Here is a 14444-nt window from a genome sequence, read left to right as displayed (position 1 = left end):
GGGGGCTGCAGGCATGCGCAGCTCCGTTGGGGAACGATCGGAGGCCAGATGCTCGCAGCGCTTGTACTGCGGCGTCTTTCCCCGTACCGCTGGCACGTCCTGGCCATCGTGGTGCTGCAGCTCATCCAGGTCGGTGCCACCCTCCTCCTTCCCACGCTCAACGCCGGAATAGTCGACGACGGCCTTGTGGCCGGAAACAGTGCGGTGGTCCTCGAGCTCGGCGGACGGATGCTTGCCCTCGCTTTCGTGCAGGTGCTGGCTGCCGTGTCCGCAACGTACCTCGGCGCCGTCGTCGCGATGCGGATCGGACGGCGGCTGCGGCAGGAGCTGTTCGAGAAGATCCACGCGTTGCCCGCCCAGGAGGCCGAACGCTTCGGCCCGGCCAGCCTGGTGGTCCGCACCACCAACGATGTACTCCAGGTGCAGACCACCGTCGTCCTCGTCTTCGGCATGCTGGTCGCCGCGCCTGTCATGGGCGTGGGCGGTGTGGTCCTCGCCGTCGAACAGGACGGAACCCTCGCCTGGCTCGTCTTCGCCATCATTCCCGTGCTCATGGTCATCATGCTCCGGATCGTCCGCCGCTTGGTCCCCCTGTACCGGCAGGGGCAGGGGCTGGTGGACCGGATCAACACGGTAATCCGCGAACAGATCCTCGGTGTCATGGTGATCCGGGCGTTCGTCCGGCGCTCCTTTGAAAGGAGGCGCTTCGCCGCCGCCAACGGTGCCCTGACCGCCAACAATCTCCGCTCCGCCCGGATCGTCGCCGCGATGCTCCCGCTCGTGATGATCGTGGTGAACCTGTCCTCGGTGGCAGTCGTCTGGCTCGGCGGCTTGCGGATCGTCGACGGCCGCATGGAACTTGGCGCCCTCACCGCGTTCACGGCGTACATCATGCAGATCCTGCTGGCGATCATGATGGTCATGTACGTCCTTTCCGCCGCACCGCGCGCCGAAGTCAGCGCCGAACGCATCGCCGAGGTCCTCAACGCCCAGGACGACCGCCGGGAACCCCCCGTCCCGGAGCCCGCCCAGGTGCCCGCCGGCAACCGGCACGGCAGGCATTCAGCCGCGGAAGCACAAACCGGCCCGGGGCCGGCGCTGCGCTTCGACGACGTCTCCTTCGCCTTCCCCGGAGCCGAGGCTTGCGTGCTGGAGGGCATCAGCTTCGAGGCGCGTCCGGGAACAACCACGGCCATCATCGGATCCACGGGCAGCGGCAAATCGACCCTGCTCCGCCTGGTGCCGCGGCTGCTGGAACCCAGCGGCGGACGCATCACCCTCGGCGGGCAGGACACCGCGGCCATGCCGCTCGAGGTCCTCCGCCGCAGCATCGCCGCCGTGCCGCAGCGCACGTGGCTCTTCGACGGAACCGTGGCAGAAAACCTCCGGATTTCCCTCCCGACGGCGGACGACGCCCGACTGTGGGACGCTCTGGAAGCTGCCCAGGCGGCGTCGTTCGTGGCGGCGCTGCCGGACGGCATCGACACGGTGCTCGCCCAGGGCGGCGGGCTCTCCGGCGGGCAGAAGCAGCGGCTGTGCATTGCCCGCGCGCTGCTCCGTCCGGCGTCGGCCTATCTCTTCGACGACAGCTTTTCCGCGCTCGACGCGCTGACCGAATCACGCATTTTCGCGGCCTTGGGAGAGCGGCTGGCGTCCGCGGCAGTGCTCATGGTCGCGCAAAGGGTGCGCAGCATCGAGTCCGCGGACCGCATTCTTGTCGTGGACAACGGCAGGATCGTCGGCAGCGGCACCCACGCAGAACTGCTGGCCGGATCGCGGCACTACCAGGAGATCGTGTCCTCGCAGCTCGACTCGGCGGGGACTCCGTGAGCGGCGCCGAAGCTTCGAAGAACGTGGTTCCGCCGGCAGTGCGTCCTCCCTTGCTCCGGCTGATGGGGCTGATGAAGCCTTCCCGGGCGGCAATGGCCGGCGCGCTGCTCTGCATCTGCGGCTTCGTGGCCCTCAACGTCACCGCTCCCAAGATCCTCGGCGACGCCACCGACGTCGTGGCCGCGGCCGTCATGGGTGGCAGTTTCGACGCCGCGCGTTTCGTGTCGCTCCTTGTCCCGGTCACCGTCATGTACCTGATCGCCTCCTTGCTCAGCTGGGCCCAGGGAATGCTGACGGCGGCCGCGGTCCAGGGCCTGGCCTACCGGCTCCGCGAACGGGTCGAGGACAAGCTGCACCGCGTCCGCGTCGCCTACTACGACTCCCAAAGCCGCGGCGACGTGCTGAGCCGTGCCAGCAACGACCTCGACAACGTGGCCCAGCTCCTCAATCAACTGCTGGGCCAGCTCATCACGTCCCTGCTGATGGTCTTCGGCTCCCTGTGCATGATGCTGATCATTTCGCCGCTGCTTGCGCTCGTGGCGCTGCTGGCCGTTCCGGTCTCAGCGCTCCTGTCCTTCGCGGTCAGCAAGCGGGCCCAGGGCTACTTCGCCCGGCAATGGGCGGCCACGGGCGAGGTGAATTCCCTCGTCGAGGAAACCGCGTCCGGCCACGAAACCATCAAGCTGTTCGGGGCCCGCGGACTCATGGCGGACCGTTTCGCCGTCCGGAACCGGAGCCTCTACACGGCCGGCGCCAAAGCGCAGTTCCTGTCCGGACTCGTCCAGCCCCTGATGGCTTTCGTCGCCAATGCCAGCTACGTCGGCGTCGCGCTGGTCGGCGGCCTGCAGTTCCTTGCCGGGCACATGACCCTCGGCGGAATCCAGGCCTTCATCCAGTTCAACCGGCTGTTCAGCCAGCCCCTGGGACAGATCGGCGGCATGGTGCAGCTCCTCCAATCGTGCGCAGCGTCCGCCGAGCGGATCTTCGAACTGCTGGATGCGCCGGAACTGTCCGCCGAACCTGCCACCGCGCCCGATCCCGCGACAGCGAACGGCCGCAGGGGAGCGGTGTCATTCGAGCACATTTCCTTCAGCTACCGGCCCGGTACGCCTGTGATTGAAGATCTTTCCTTCACTGTCAGTCCGGGCCAGACGGTGGCGATCGTGGGCCACACCGGCGCGGGCAAGACCACCTTGGTCAACCTGCTCATGCGTTTCCACGAGCCCGACGCCGGCCGCATCACGGTGGACGGGGTCGACATTGCGGAGATGCCGCGGGACGCGCTGCGGCAGAACTTCGGAGTCGTCCTCCAGGAGCCATGGATCTTCACCGGGACCATCCGGGAGAACATTGCCTACGGCGACCCTGAGGCCAGCGAGGCCGAGATCATCGCGGCCGCCGAAGCCAGCCATGTGGACCACTTCGTGCGCTCACTGCCGGAGGGCTACTCCACCATGCTCAGCAACGGAGGCGAGCCCCTCAGCCAGGGCCAACGGCAATTGCTCAGCATCGCAAGGGCCAGGCTTTCAGGCCGTCCCATGCTGGTGCTCGATGAAGCCACCTCCTGGGTGGACACCCGGACCGAGGTGCTGATCCGACAGGCGATGCACCGGCTCCGGAGCAACCGGACGTCCTTCGTGATTGCCCACCGCTTGTCCACGATCAGGGACGCTGATCTAATTCTCGTCATGGACCATGGACGGATCGTCGAACACGGCACGCACCAGACCCTGCTGGCCCGCGGCGGGCAGTATGCCCGCCTGCACGAAGCGCAGTTCGCCGGGAGCGATGAACCCGGGCTGCCGCTCGACGACGCCGGCGCGGGGGCCGTGCGATGAACGCCCAGGCCGTGTTCCCGGGGGAGTGGCGGCCCAAGCAGTCGAGTTCGGTTCCGCTTTTCGAGCAGTTGCGCCTGCGGGTGATCGACCTCGCCGACAGCGGCGCGCTTCCCGTGGGCAGCCGGCTGCCGGCCGTGCGCAAGCTCGCTGAAGAGCTCGACGTCGCACCGCACACCGTGGCGCGTTCATACAAGGAGCTTGAGGCCGCCGGTGTTGTAGCCACCCGCGGCAGGAACGGAACCGTGGTCTGTGCCCGCGACGAACGGCATAGCGTGTTGGCCGGAGTCGCCGCCGAATACGCGGCCGCGGCCAAGGCCCAGGGTGCCAGCTTCGCCGAGGCGGTCCAGCTTCTGGCGGCTGCCTACGACGAACAGTAGGCGCGTGGAAATTCGAAGAAGTTTTCGATTAGCATAAGTGGGTGCCCAAAGCCGTAGCTGAAGACTCCGCAGTCGAATCCCTCACCAGCGTTCCCGACGCTCCCGCGCCCGCCCGGCATGATCTGTCCCGGCTGGTGGTCAAGGGTGCGCGCGAACACAACCTGCGCAACGTGGACCTGGACCTCCCGCGGGACGCCATGATCGTGTTCACCGGATTGTCCGGGTCCGGCAAGTCGTCGCTGGCCTTCGACACCATCTTCGCCGAAGGCCAGCGCCGCTATGTCGAGTCGCTCTCGGCCTATGCCCGGCAGTTCCTCGGCCAGGTGGACAAGCCGGATGTCGACTTCATTGAGGGCCTGTCGCCGGCCGTGTCCATCGACCAGAAGTCCACCAGCAAGAACCCGCGTTCCACCGTGGGCACCATCACCGAGATCTACGACTACATGCGCCTCCTCTGGGCGCGTGTCGGCCGGCCGCACTGTCCCGTCTGCCATGAGCCGATCACCAGGCAGACCCCGCAGCAGATCGTGGACCAGCTCCTTGAGCTCGACGCCGGAACCCGCTTCCAGGTCCTGGCGCCGGTGGTGCGTGGCCGCAAGGGTGAGTTCGTCGAACTTTTCAAGGAACTCACCGCCAAGGGCTACGCCCGTGCCCGCGTGGACGGCGAGCTCATCCAGTTGAGTGATCCGCCCAAGCTCGGCAAGCAGTTCAAGCACACCATCGAAGTGGTGGTGGACCGCCTGGTGGTGAAGGAAGGCATTACCCAGCGCCTCACCGACTCCATCGAAACGGCGCTGTCCCTGGCCGAAGGCCGCGTCCTCGCCGAATTCGTGGACCTCGACGCCGAAGACCCCGCCCGCATCCGGGCGTTCTCCGAGAACCTCGCGTGCCCCAATGAGCACCCGCTGGCGATCGACGAAATCGAACCGCGTTCGTTCTCCTTCAACAACCCCTTCGGCGCCTGCCCTGCCTGCTCCGGCATCGGCACCAAGCTCGAAGTGGACGAAGAGCTGGTGGTTCCCAATCCCGAACTGTCGCTCAACCAGGGAGCCATCGCGCCGTGGTCCCTGGGGACCGCTACCACCGAGTACTGGAACCGGCTCCTCGAGGGCCTGGCCCTCGAACTGGGCTTCTCCATGGACACGCCGTGGGAAAAGCTGTCCGCGGAGGTCCGCCGGACCGTGCTGCACGGCAAGGACCACAAGGTGGTCGTTCAGTACCGCAACCGCTTCGGCCGGGAGCGGAAGTACAGCACCGGCTTCGAAGGCGCCATCCAGTACGTGCACCGCAAGCACGGCGAAACGGACTCAGACTGGGCCCGCGACCGGTACGAAGAGTACATGCGGCAGATCCCGTGCCCGGAGTGCAACGGCGCGCGCCTCAACCCGGCCTCGCTGTCGGTCCTGATCAACGGCAAGTCCATCGCCGAAGTTTCGGCGCTGCCCATGCGCGAATGCGCCGATTTCCTTGGCAACCTCACGCTGACCGGCCGTGAAGCGCAGATCGCCCACCAGGTCCTCAAGGAAATCCAGGCCCGCCTGACCTTCCTGCTGGACGTCGGGCTCGAATACCTCAACCTGGAGCGCCCCTCCGGCACCCTGTCCGGTGGGGAGGCCCAGCGCATCCGCCTGGCCACCCAGATCGGATCCGGCCTGGTGGGCGTACTCTACGTCCTGGACGAACCGTCCATCGGCCTGCACCAGCGGGACAACCGGCGCCTGATCGAAACCCTCACGCGGCTTCGCAACCTCGGCAACACCCTGATCGTGGTCGAACACGACGAGGACACCATCCACGAAGCCGACTGGGTGGTGGACATCGGACCCGGCGCGGGCGAGCACGGCGGCCAGGTGGTGCACTCCGGTACCTACAAGGAGCTCCTGGAGAACCGGGAGTCGCTCACCGGCGACTACCTGTCCGGGCGGCGGCGCATCGAGGTGCCCGCCAAGCGCCGCAAATACGACAAGAAGCGCGAGCTCAAGGTCATCGGCGCCCGGGAAAACAACCTGGACAACGTGGATGCCACCTTCCCGCTGGGACTCCTCACGGCGGTCACGGGTGTCAGCGGATCCGGCAAGTCCACCCTGGTCAACGAGATCCTGTACAAGGTGTTGGCCAACAAGCTTAACGGCGCCAAGCAGGTGGCGGGCCGCCACCGCTCCGTCCAGGGCCTCGAGCACCTGGACAAGGTGGTGCACGTGGACCAGAGCCCCATCGGCCGTACCCCGCGCTCCAACCCGGCCACGTACACGGGCGTGTTCGACAACATCCGCAAGCTCTTCGCCGAAACCACCGAGGCGAAGGTGCGCGGCTACCAGCCCGGACGCTTCTCCTTCAACGTCAAGGGCGGGCGCTGTGAGGCCTGCTCGGGTGACGGCACCCTGAAGATCGAAATGAACTTCCTCCCGGACGTCTACGTTCCGTGCGAGGTGTGCCACGGTGCCCGCTACAACCGCGAAACCCTTGAAGTCCACTACAAGGGCAAGACCATTGCGGACGTGCTGAACATGCCCATCGAGGAAGCCGCGGAGTTCTTCGCAGCCTTCACCCCGATCGCGCGGCACCTGAACACCCTTGTGGACGTCGGCTTGGGCTATGTCCGGCTCGGGCAGCCGGCCACTACCTTGTCCGGTGGCGAGGCGCAGCGCGTGAAGCTCGCATCGGAGCTGCAGAAGCGTTCCAACGGCCGCAGCATCTACGTGCTGGACGAACCCACCACCGGCTTGCACTTCGAGGACATCCGCAAGCTGCTTCTCGTGCTCCAGGGCCTCGTGGACAAGGGCAATACGGTGATCACCATCGAGCACAACCTGGACGTCATCAAGTCCGCGGACTGGATCGTGGACCTCGGCCCGAACGGCGGATCCGGCGGCGGACGCATCGTCGCCACGGGTACCCCGGAGCAGGTGGCCAAGTCCCCGGACAGCCACACCGGCACCTTCCTCGCGGAGATCCTGGGCTAGAAAGCCGCAACGATGCCCGCCCGGGCATGAACCCCGGGCGGGCATCACTCTTTCCAGCGGCTCCGCCGACGGAACATATTCCCCTCTCGGAATGTGAATTTCAGGCATGCCTGAACTCGTGAGAAACTAAGCCGGTGACTCAAACATCGGTGCCTGTAATCTTCGATCTGGACGGCACCCTTGTCGATCCCGCCGGCGGAATCACAGGCGGAATCGCCGCTGCGTTGAGTGAAATGGGCTTGCCCGTCCCGGACCAGGACATCCTGGAATCCATGGTGGGGCCCAAGCTCAGCGACTCCCTCGGCACCATCGCAGGGGTTCCCGCGGAACTCGTGGACGAAGCGATCACCCGCTACCGGGCCCACTACCTGGCCACCGGAATCGCCGCTGGCCGGCTCTACCCGGGAATCCACGGCCTGCTGGACTACTTTTCCGCCGCAGGCCGTCCGGTCGCGGTGGCAACGCAGAAGCCCCAAGGCCTCGCCCGGGTTGTCCTGGAACACCACGGGATCGACGGCTTCTTCGCCGCCATCTGTGGATCGTCCGATGACGAATCGGCCGGTGCCCTTACTGCCGCCGGTGGAACCGTCCCGTCGGGCAAGGTCGAAATCGTGGCCGCCGCGCTGGCCGCCCTGGACGCCCAGTGCGCCGTGATGGTGGGGGACCGGCACCAGGATGTCGCTGGCGCCCTGGCCAACGGGCTTGATTGCATCGGCGTCCGTTGGGGATTTGCCCCCGACGGCGAGCTGGAGGACGCGGGAGCGGTCGCCGTCGTGGACAGCGCGGATGAGTTGCGGAAGAAGATTGAAGAATTGGACGTTGTCCGTGCGGCGGCGCTGAGCGAGGTGCAGAACGATGGAAGCCTTTGATGTCATCCGCTGGACAACCCGCGGATTGATTTCCGGGAGCTGCCGGCCCACGGTGATCGGCCTGGAGAACGTGCCCAAGGACGGCCCGTTCATCGTGGCCCCGAACCACCTGTCCTTCCTGGACAGCGTGATTGTCCAGGCCTTGATGCCCCGTGGTGTGGCCTTCTTCGCGAAGGCCGAATACTTCACGGGCAAGGGCCTGAAGGGCCGCGCCATGAAGGCGTTCTTCGAAGCCGTCGGTTCTATTCCCGTGGAGCGCGGCGAGCAGGCCGCAAGTGTCCAGGCACTCAAGACGCTGCTGGACATCCTCGACGCCGGCAAGGGCATCGGAATCTACCCTGAAGGCACCCGCTCCCGTGACGGCCTGCTGTACCGCGGCCGCACCGGCGTCGGCTGGCTTGCCCTGACCACCGGCGCGCCGGTCATCCCGGTGGGCCTCATCGGCACGGACAAGCTGCAGTCGATTGAAACCAACGCCGTCCGCCCGCAGCACTTCACCATGAAGGTAGGCGAGCCGCTGTACTTCGAAAAGACCGGCCCGGACCATTCCCTGCCCGCGCGTCGCGAGGTCACGGACAAGATCATGGATGCCATCGCCGAACTGAGCGGCCAGGAACGCGCCTCCGGCTACAACCAGAGCAAGTCCGCCGAATAGGCGCGGCAACAGCACCCGCTGCGCCTTACTAGACTGGATCCGTGGCAGATCCAGCGAGTTACCGGCCCCGGACGGGCGAAATTCCGACGACGCCGGGCGTGTACCGCTTCAGGGACCCGCACGGGCGTGTCATCTATGTCGGCAAGGCGAAGAACCTCCGGTCGCGGCTGAACTCCTATTTCGCGAACCCGGCCGGACTCCTGCCGAAGACGCACGCCATGGTGCATGCCGCCAGCAGCGTCGAGTGGACTGTGGTGGCCAGCGAACTGGAGTCGTTGCAGCTCGAATACACCTGGATCAAGGAATTCAAGCCGCGCTTCAACGTGGTCTTCCGTGATGACAAGAGCTACCCCTACCTTGCGGTCACCATGGGGGAGAAGCTTCCCCGTGTCCAGGTGATGCGCGGCGAGCGGCGCAAAGGCACCCGCTACTTCGGCCCGTACACCGCCGGCGCCATCCGCGAAACGATGGACACCCTGCTCCGGGTCTTTCCCGTGCGCAGCTGCAGCGCCGGCGTCTTGAAGCGGGCCCAGGCCAGCGGCCGGCCCTGCCTGCTGGGCTACATCGACAAATGCTCGGCCCCCTGCGTCGGCCGGGTCACGCCGGAGGAGCACCGGCAGCTTGCCGAGGATTTCTGTTCCTTCATGGGCGGCGAAGCGGGCAAGTTCATCCGCCGCCTGGAGAAGGAGATGGCCAGCGCCGTCGCGGAACTCGACTACGAACGTGCCGCACGCGTCCGGGACGACATCGCCGCGCTCCGGAAGGTGTTCGAACGCAATGCCGTCGTGCTCTCGGAAGACACCGAGGCCGACGTCTTCGCCTTGCATGAGGACGACCTCGAAGCCTCCGTGCAGGTTTTCCACGTCCGCGGCGGCCGGATCCGCGGCCAGCGCGGCTGGGTGGTGGAGAAGGTCGAAGACGTCACGACGCCGGAACTCATCGAACACCTCCTCCAGCAGGTCTACGGGGAGGACGGTGAGTACCAGGAACGGATTCCGCGCGAAGTCCTGGTTCCGGAAATCCCGGCGAACCATGCCGAGCTCGTCGAATGGCTCGGCGGCCTGCGTGGCGCCAGGGTGGACGTCCGCGTGCCGCAGCGCGGAGACAAGGCCGCCCTGATGTCCACGGTCCGCGAGAACGCCGAACAGGCGCTGAAGCTGCATAAGGTACGCCGGGCCGGTGACATCACCGTCAGGTCGCAGGCGCTGCAGGAACTCCAGGAAGCCTTGGAGCTGCCTGTGCCGTTGCTGCGCATCGAATGCTTCGATATCTCCCATGTCCAGGGAACGAACGTGGTTGCGTCCATGGTGGTGGTCGAGGACGGCCTTCCGAAGAAGGCCGACTACCGCAAGTTCTCGATCACGGGCGAGGCGGCCCGGGACGATACCGCCGCAATGCATGACGTCCTGACCCGCCGCTTCCGGCACTACCTGCAGGACAAGGCGGCCCAGCCGCCCAAATCCGGCGAAATCCTGTCCGGCGACCTCCCGCAGGACGCACAGCAGGGCGCGGATGACGCCGTCGTGCCGGCCGCGAAGGCGAAGTTCGCCTATCCGCCCAACCTCGTCGTCGTCGACGGCGGCCAGCCGCAGGTGAACGCCGCCGCCCGGGCCCTCGCGGACCTTGGCGTCGACGACGTCTACGTGGTCGGCCTCGCCAAGCGGCTCGAGGAAGTGTGGCTGCCGGACAGCGACTTCCCGGTGATCCTGCCGCGCACTTCGCAGGGTTTGTACCTGCTGCAGCGCATCCGCGACGAAGCCCATCGCTTCGCCATTTCCTTCCACCGCCAGAAGCGTGGCAAGGCCATGACTGTCTCGGCTCTGGACGGTGTCCCCGGCCTCGGCGAAGCCAAGCGGAAGGCCCTCTTGTCCCACTTCGGTTCGCTGAAGAAGATCAAGGCGGCGTCCGTCGTCGAACTCACGGCGGCGAAGGGCATCGGACCGGCCCTGGCGGAGGCCATCAGCCGGCACCTCGGCGAGGCCGCTGACAGCAACGGCACCGCTGTCGCCGTGAACATGACCACCGGCGAAATCATCGAAGATTAGCTAGGGTAGGAACGCCAGCCAACGCTGGAACCGGGCGCCGCCGCGGCGGCCCCGGACCTGGACGATCGAAATACGGGGAGACTTGATGTCAGAGCCAACGGCAGAATCCGGCGCGGAGCAGGACGGGCTCGTTCCCGTCAAGCCTGTTGAAGCGGAACTGCTGGTGGTCACGGGCATGTCGGGCGCCGGCCGGAGCACCGCATCGGACGCCCTCGAAGACCACGGCTGGTACGTCGTCGAGGGCCTTCCGCCGCAGATGCTTGGCACGCTCGCCGAGATCGTGTCGCACGCACCGCGGTCCATTCCGAAGCTCGCGGTGGTGGTGGACGTCCGCAGCGAAGGCCTCTTCACCGATATCCGCAGCGCGCTCAGTGCCCTGAGCGCCAGCGGCGTCGCCTACCGGGTGCTCTTCCTCGACGCCAGCGACGACGTCCTGGTCCGCCGCTTCGAGCAGGGCCGCCGGCCGCACCCGCTGCAGGCAGGCGGGCGCATCCTGGACGGCATCGCCGCCGAGCGCGAACTCCTGCGGGAACTGCGGGACTCTTCTGACATCGTCCTGGACACCAGCAGCTACAACGTCCACGGCCTCGCCACCGCCATCACCGAGCTCTTCAGCGAAACCGGCCCTGTCACTCTGCGGCTGAACGTCATGAGCTTCGGCTTCAAGTACGGCCTGCCCGTCGACGCGAACTTCGTGGCCGACGCCCGCTTCATCCCCAACCCGCACTGGGTGCCGCAGCTGCGCCCGCACACGGGCCTCGATGACGACGTCCGCGACTACGTGTTCGAGGCCGCGGGCGTGAAGGAATTCGTCGACCGCTACGTCCACGCACTGGAGCCCGTGCTGGACGGCTACCGCACCGAGAACAAGCACTACGCCACCATCGCCGTGGGCTGCACCGGCGGCAAGCACCGTTCGGTGGCGGTCGCCGTCGAACTCTCCAAACGCCTGGCGCAATATCCGCGCGTCACCGTCACCACCACCCACCGCGACCTGGGCCGCGAATAGATGGGGGTCCTGACGGGTCCGCTGCCGCTGATCCCGCCGAAGGGCACGCCCGGCAGCCAGAAGGAGAAGAGTCCGTCGGTGGTCGCCCTGGGCGGCGGCCACGGGCTGGCCGCGTCGCTGTCCGCGCTGCGCCTGCTCACTTCCGAGCTCACCGCCATCGTGACAGTAGCCGACGACGGCGGCTCGTCCGGGCGGCTCCGCGAACAGTACGGCGTCCTCCCGCCGGGAGACCTCCGCATGGCCCTAAGCGCCCTCTGCGACGACACCGACTGGGGCCGCACCTGGCGCGACGTCATGCAGCACCGCTTCAAGGCACCCGACGGCCGTGAAGGCTCCTTGGACAACCACGCCATGGGGAACCTGCTCATCGTCACCCTCTGGGAACTGCTGGGCGACACCGTGGCCGGCTTGAAATGGGCCGGTGCGCTGCTTGGCGCGCGCGGCCAGGTGCTGCCCATGTCCAGCGTGCCGCTCACCATCGAAGGCGACGTCCGCGTACCGCTGCCGGGCGGCGGCTATGGACTGGAAACCATCCGCGGCCAGGCCAAGTGCGCGGTGGCCGGGTCGCTCGAAGACGTCCGGCTCATCCCGCAGGACGCACCGGCCTGCAATGAGGCCCTGAACGCCATCGAATTCGCCGACTGGGTAGTCCTTGGACCGGGTTCCTGGTACACCTCGGTCCTGCCGCACCTGCTCCTGCCGGAAATGCGGCAGGCGCTGGTCAGCACGCCGGCCAAGCGGTGCCTCACCATGAACCTGGCCATGGACACCAAGGAAACGTCCGGTATGACCGCGGCCGACCACCTGGACGCCCTGCGCAAGTACGCGCCGGATTTCGGTGTGGACGTGGTCCTGGCGGATCCTGCCTGCGTTTCCGACGTTCCGGCCTTCGAGAAGGCCGCCGGGCGGATCGGCGCTGAGGTGGTCTTCGGTAGAGTGGGTGCGTCGCGGCGCCGCCCGGTCCATGATCCGCTTCTGCTGGCGGCTGCGTACCACGATATTTTCGGGAACAGTTAGGAACATCGCCATGGCACTGACCGCATCGGTCAAGGAAGAACTTTCCCGGCTGGATATCAAGAAGTCCTCCGTGCGCAAGGCCGAAGTCTCGGCCATGCTGCGCTTCGCGGGCGGACTCCACATCATTTCGGGCCGCATCGTCATCGAGGCCGAAGTCGACCTCGCCTCAACTGCACGGCGCCTGCGCGCCGCCATCGCCGAGGTCTACGGGCACCAGAGCGAGATCATCGTCGTCTCCGGCGGGGGACTGCGGCGCGGCAGCCGCTATGTCGTGCGGGTGGTGCGCGACGGCGAGGCCCTCGCCCGGCAGACCGGCTTGCTCGACGGCAGGGGCCGGCCCGTGCGTGGTCTGCCGTCCGCCGTCGTCAACGGCTCAGCGGCCGACGCCGAGGCCGTCTGGCGGGGTGCGTTCCTCGCCCACGGTTCGCTCACCGAACCGGGCCGTTCCTCCTCGCTGGAGGTCACCTGCCCCGGGCCGGAATCGGCCCTTGCCCTGGTCGGCGCCGCCCGCCGGCTCGGCATCCAGGCCAAGGCCCGCGAGGTGCGCGGCGTGGACCGTGTGGTGATCCGCGACGGCGACACGATCGCCGAGCTACTGACCCGCATGGGCGCGCACGATGCCTTGATGGTCTGGGAAGAGCGCCGCATGCGCAAGGAAGTCCGGGCCACCGCCAACCGCCTGGCCAATTTCGACGACGCCAACCTCCGCCGCTCCGCGCAGGCAGCGGTCGCCGCCGGTGCGCGGGTGGACCGTGCGCTGGAGATCCTCGGCGACGACGTGCCGGACCACCTCAAGTACGCAGGCGAACTGCGCGTTGCGCACAAGCAGGCGAGCCTGGACGAGCTTGGCCGCCTCGCCGATCCGCCCATGACCAAGGACGCCATCGCCGGCCGGATCCGCCGATTGCTCGCCATGGCGGACAAGCGGGCCGCGGAACTCGATATCCCGGGCACCGAGGCAAATGTGACTCCGGAAATGATGGACGAATAGCCTCCGTGCCTAGAATCGACACGGCGGGGGGAAATACCCCGGAGGTCCCTTCGGTTATGCCGGATGGTCCGCCGGGAACGCAGTACTCCCCAAGGATTTCCGGACGGTCTTCCGGCCGGATGAACAGAACCAGAGTTAGCAAACGGACCAACGGTCCACGACATTGGAGGGTTTCGTGACAGAGTACGTACTGCCCGAGCTTGGCTACGACTACGCAGCACTTGAGCCGCACATTTCGGCGAAGATCATGGAGCTGCACCACAGCAAGCACCACGCTGCCTACGTAGCCGGCGCCAACAACGCCCTGGCCCAGCTGGCCGAAGCCCGCGAGAAGGGCGACTTCGCCAACATCAACCGCCTCTCGAAGGACCTCGCGTTCCACACCGGCGGCCACATCAACCACTCGGTGTTCTGGAACAACATCTCCCCGGACGGCGGCGACAAGCCCGAGGGCGAACTCGCAGCAGCCATCGATGACGCCTTCGGCTCGTTCGATGCCTTCCGCGCGCAGTTCACCGCGGCTGCCCTCGGCCTGCAGGGTTCCGGCTGGGCCTTCCTGGCCTACGAGCCGATCGCCGGCAACCTGCTCATCGAGCAGCTCTACGACCAGCAGGGCAACGTTGCCGTCGGCACCACCCCGCTGCTCATGCTCGACATGTGGGAGCACGCCTTCTACCTGGACTACGTCAACGTGAAGGCCGACTACGTCAAGGCGTTCTGGAACATCGTGAACTGGGCAGACGTGGCCAAGCGCTTCGAAGCAGCCCGCGCCAACGCCACGGGACTCATCACCCTCTAAGGGCCGGTGATCCGGAGTACACACGGATGTAACAAACTTCACATTCGCGTG

General features: G+C 66.9%; 11 protein-coding genes. All 11 read left to right on the top strand.

All coding sequences use genetic code 11. The features are described 5' to 3' along the window. Nucleotides 1-48 precede the first annotated feature (48 nt). The 11 genes from BIU82_RS11140 to BIU82_RS11090 all read left to right on the top strand — a co-directional run bounded on the left by BIU82_RS11140 (nt 49) and on the right by BIU82_RS11090 (nt 14393). On the top strand, nt 49-1830 hold the full coding sequence (locus BIU82_RS11140) for an ABC transporter ATP-binding protein (RefSeq protein ID WP_070349537.1): 1782 nt from the start codon (nt 49-51) through the stop codon (nt 1828-1830). 62 nt (nt 1831-1892) lie between these two features. After that, the gene (locus BIU82_RS11135; protein WP_253182747.1) at nt 1893-3668 is read left to right on the top strand and encodes an ABC transporter ATP-binding protein; all 1776 of its coding nucleotides are present in this window, start codon (nt 1893-1895) and stop codon (nt 3666-3668) included. Next, nucleotides 3665-4045 (top strand): GntR family transcriptional regulator, encoded by a 381-nt coding sequence (locus BIU82_RS11130; protein ID WP_070349536.1) that lies wholly within the window; start codon nt 3665-3667, stop codon nt 4043-4045. The genes BIU82_RS11135 and BIU82_RS11130 overlap by 4 nt, the downstream gene beginning before the upstream one ends. Nucleotides 4046-4086: 41 nt before the next feature. Then, nucleotides 4087-7008 carry an excinuclease ABC subunit UvrA gene (gene uvrA / locus BIU82_RS11125; protein WP_070349535.1) on the top strand — a complete coding sequence of 974 codons (2922 nt, stop codon included), beginning with the start codon at nt 4087-4089 and terminating at the stop codon, nt 7006-7008. Between the two features lie 134 nt (nt 7009-7142). Then, entirely contained in the window at nt 7143-7877 is a 735-nt protein-coding gene (locus tag BIU82_RS11120) for an HAD hydrolase-like protein (RefSeq protein ID WP_070349534.1), read from the top strand. Then, a complete protein-coding gene (locus BIU82_RS11115) occupies nt 7864-8532 on the top strand; it encodes a lysophospholipid acyltransferase family protein (protein ID WP_070349533.1) in 669 nt (222 codons plus the stop codon). Before BIU82_RS11120 ends, BIU82_RS11115 begins: the two co-directional genes overlap by 14 nt. Nucleotides 8533-8573: 41 nt before the next feature. After that, nucleotides 8574-10577: an excinuclease ABC subunit UvrC gene (gene uvrC / locus BIU82_RS11110; RefSeq protein ID WP_070349532.1), complete on the top strand. Its 2004-nt coding sequence runs from the start codon at nt 8574-8576 to the stop codon at nt 10575-10577. A gap of 85 nt (nt 10578-10662) precedes the next feature. After that, nucleotides 10663-11586 carry an RNase adapter RapZ gene (gene rapZ, locus BIU82_RS11105; protein ID WP_070349531.1) on the top strand — a complete coding sequence of 308 codons (924 nt, stop codon included), beginning with the start codon at nt 10663-10665 and terminating at the stop codon, nt 11584-11586. Continuing rightward, nucleotides 11587-12603 (top strand): uridine diphosphate-N-acetylglucosamine-binding protein YvcK, encoded by a 1017-nt coding sequence (yvcK, locus tag BIU82_RS11100; protein ID WP_070349530.1) that lies wholly within the window; start codon nt 11587-11589, stop codon nt 12601-12603. A 10-nt stretch (nt 12604-12613) separates the two neighbouring features. Continuing rightward, nucleotides 12614-13594 carry a DNA-binding protein WhiA gene (gene whiA, locus BIU82_RS11095; protein WP_070349529.1) on the top strand — a complete coding sequence of 327 codons (981 nt, stop codon included), beginning with the start codon at nt 12614-12616 and terminating at the stop codon, nt 13592-13594. Nucleotides 13595-13769: 175 nt separating this feature from the next. Continuing rightward, the gene (locus tag BIU82_RS11090; RefSeq protein WP_070349528.1) at nt 13770-14393 is read left to right on the top strand and encodes a superoxide dismutase; all 624 of its coding nucleotides are present in this window, start codon (nt 13770-13772) and stop codon (nt 14391-14393) included. The last annotated feature ends 51 nt before the right edge of the window (nt 14394-14444 follow it).

The organism is Arthrobacter sp. SW1 (assembly GCF_001766675.1).
Lineage (GTDB): Bacteria > Actinomycetota > Actinomycetes > Actinomycetales > Micrococcaceae > Arthrobacter.
The sequence above is the reverse complement of the archived record's forward strand: the minus strand, read 5'-3'. Positions and strand labels throughout refer to the sequence as shown.

Bases quoted from the DNA above. Each gene is read 5' to 3' on its own strand.
- BIU82_RS11115 (WP_070349533.1), top strand. From the start codon at position 7,864: ATGGAAGCCTTTGATGTCATCCGCTGGACAACCCGCGGATTGATTTCC.
- BIU82_RS11135 (WP_253182747.1), top strand. From the start codon at position 1,893: ATGGGGCTGATGAAGCCTTCCCGGGCGGCAATGGCCGGCGCGCTGCTC.
- BIU82_RS11140 (WP_070349537.1), top strand. From the start codon at position 49: ATGCTCGCAGCGCTTGTACTGCGGCGTCTTTCCCCGTACCGCTGGCAC.
- rapZ (WP_070349531.1), top strand. From the start codon at position 10,663: ATGTCAGAGCCAACGGCAGAATCCGGCGCGGAGCAGGACGGGCTCGTT.
- BIU82_RS11130 (WP_070349536.1), top strand. From the start codon at position 3,665: ATGAACGCCCAGGCCGTGTTCCCGGGGGAGTGGCGGCCCAAGCAGTCG.
- yvcK (WP_070349530.1), top strand. From the start codon at position 11,587: ATGGGGGTCCTGACGGGTCCGCTGCCGCTGATCCCGCCGAAGGGCACG.
- whiA (WP_070349529.1), top strand. From the start codon at position 12,614: ATGGCACTGACCGCATCGGTCAAGGAAGAACTTTCCCGGCTGGATATC.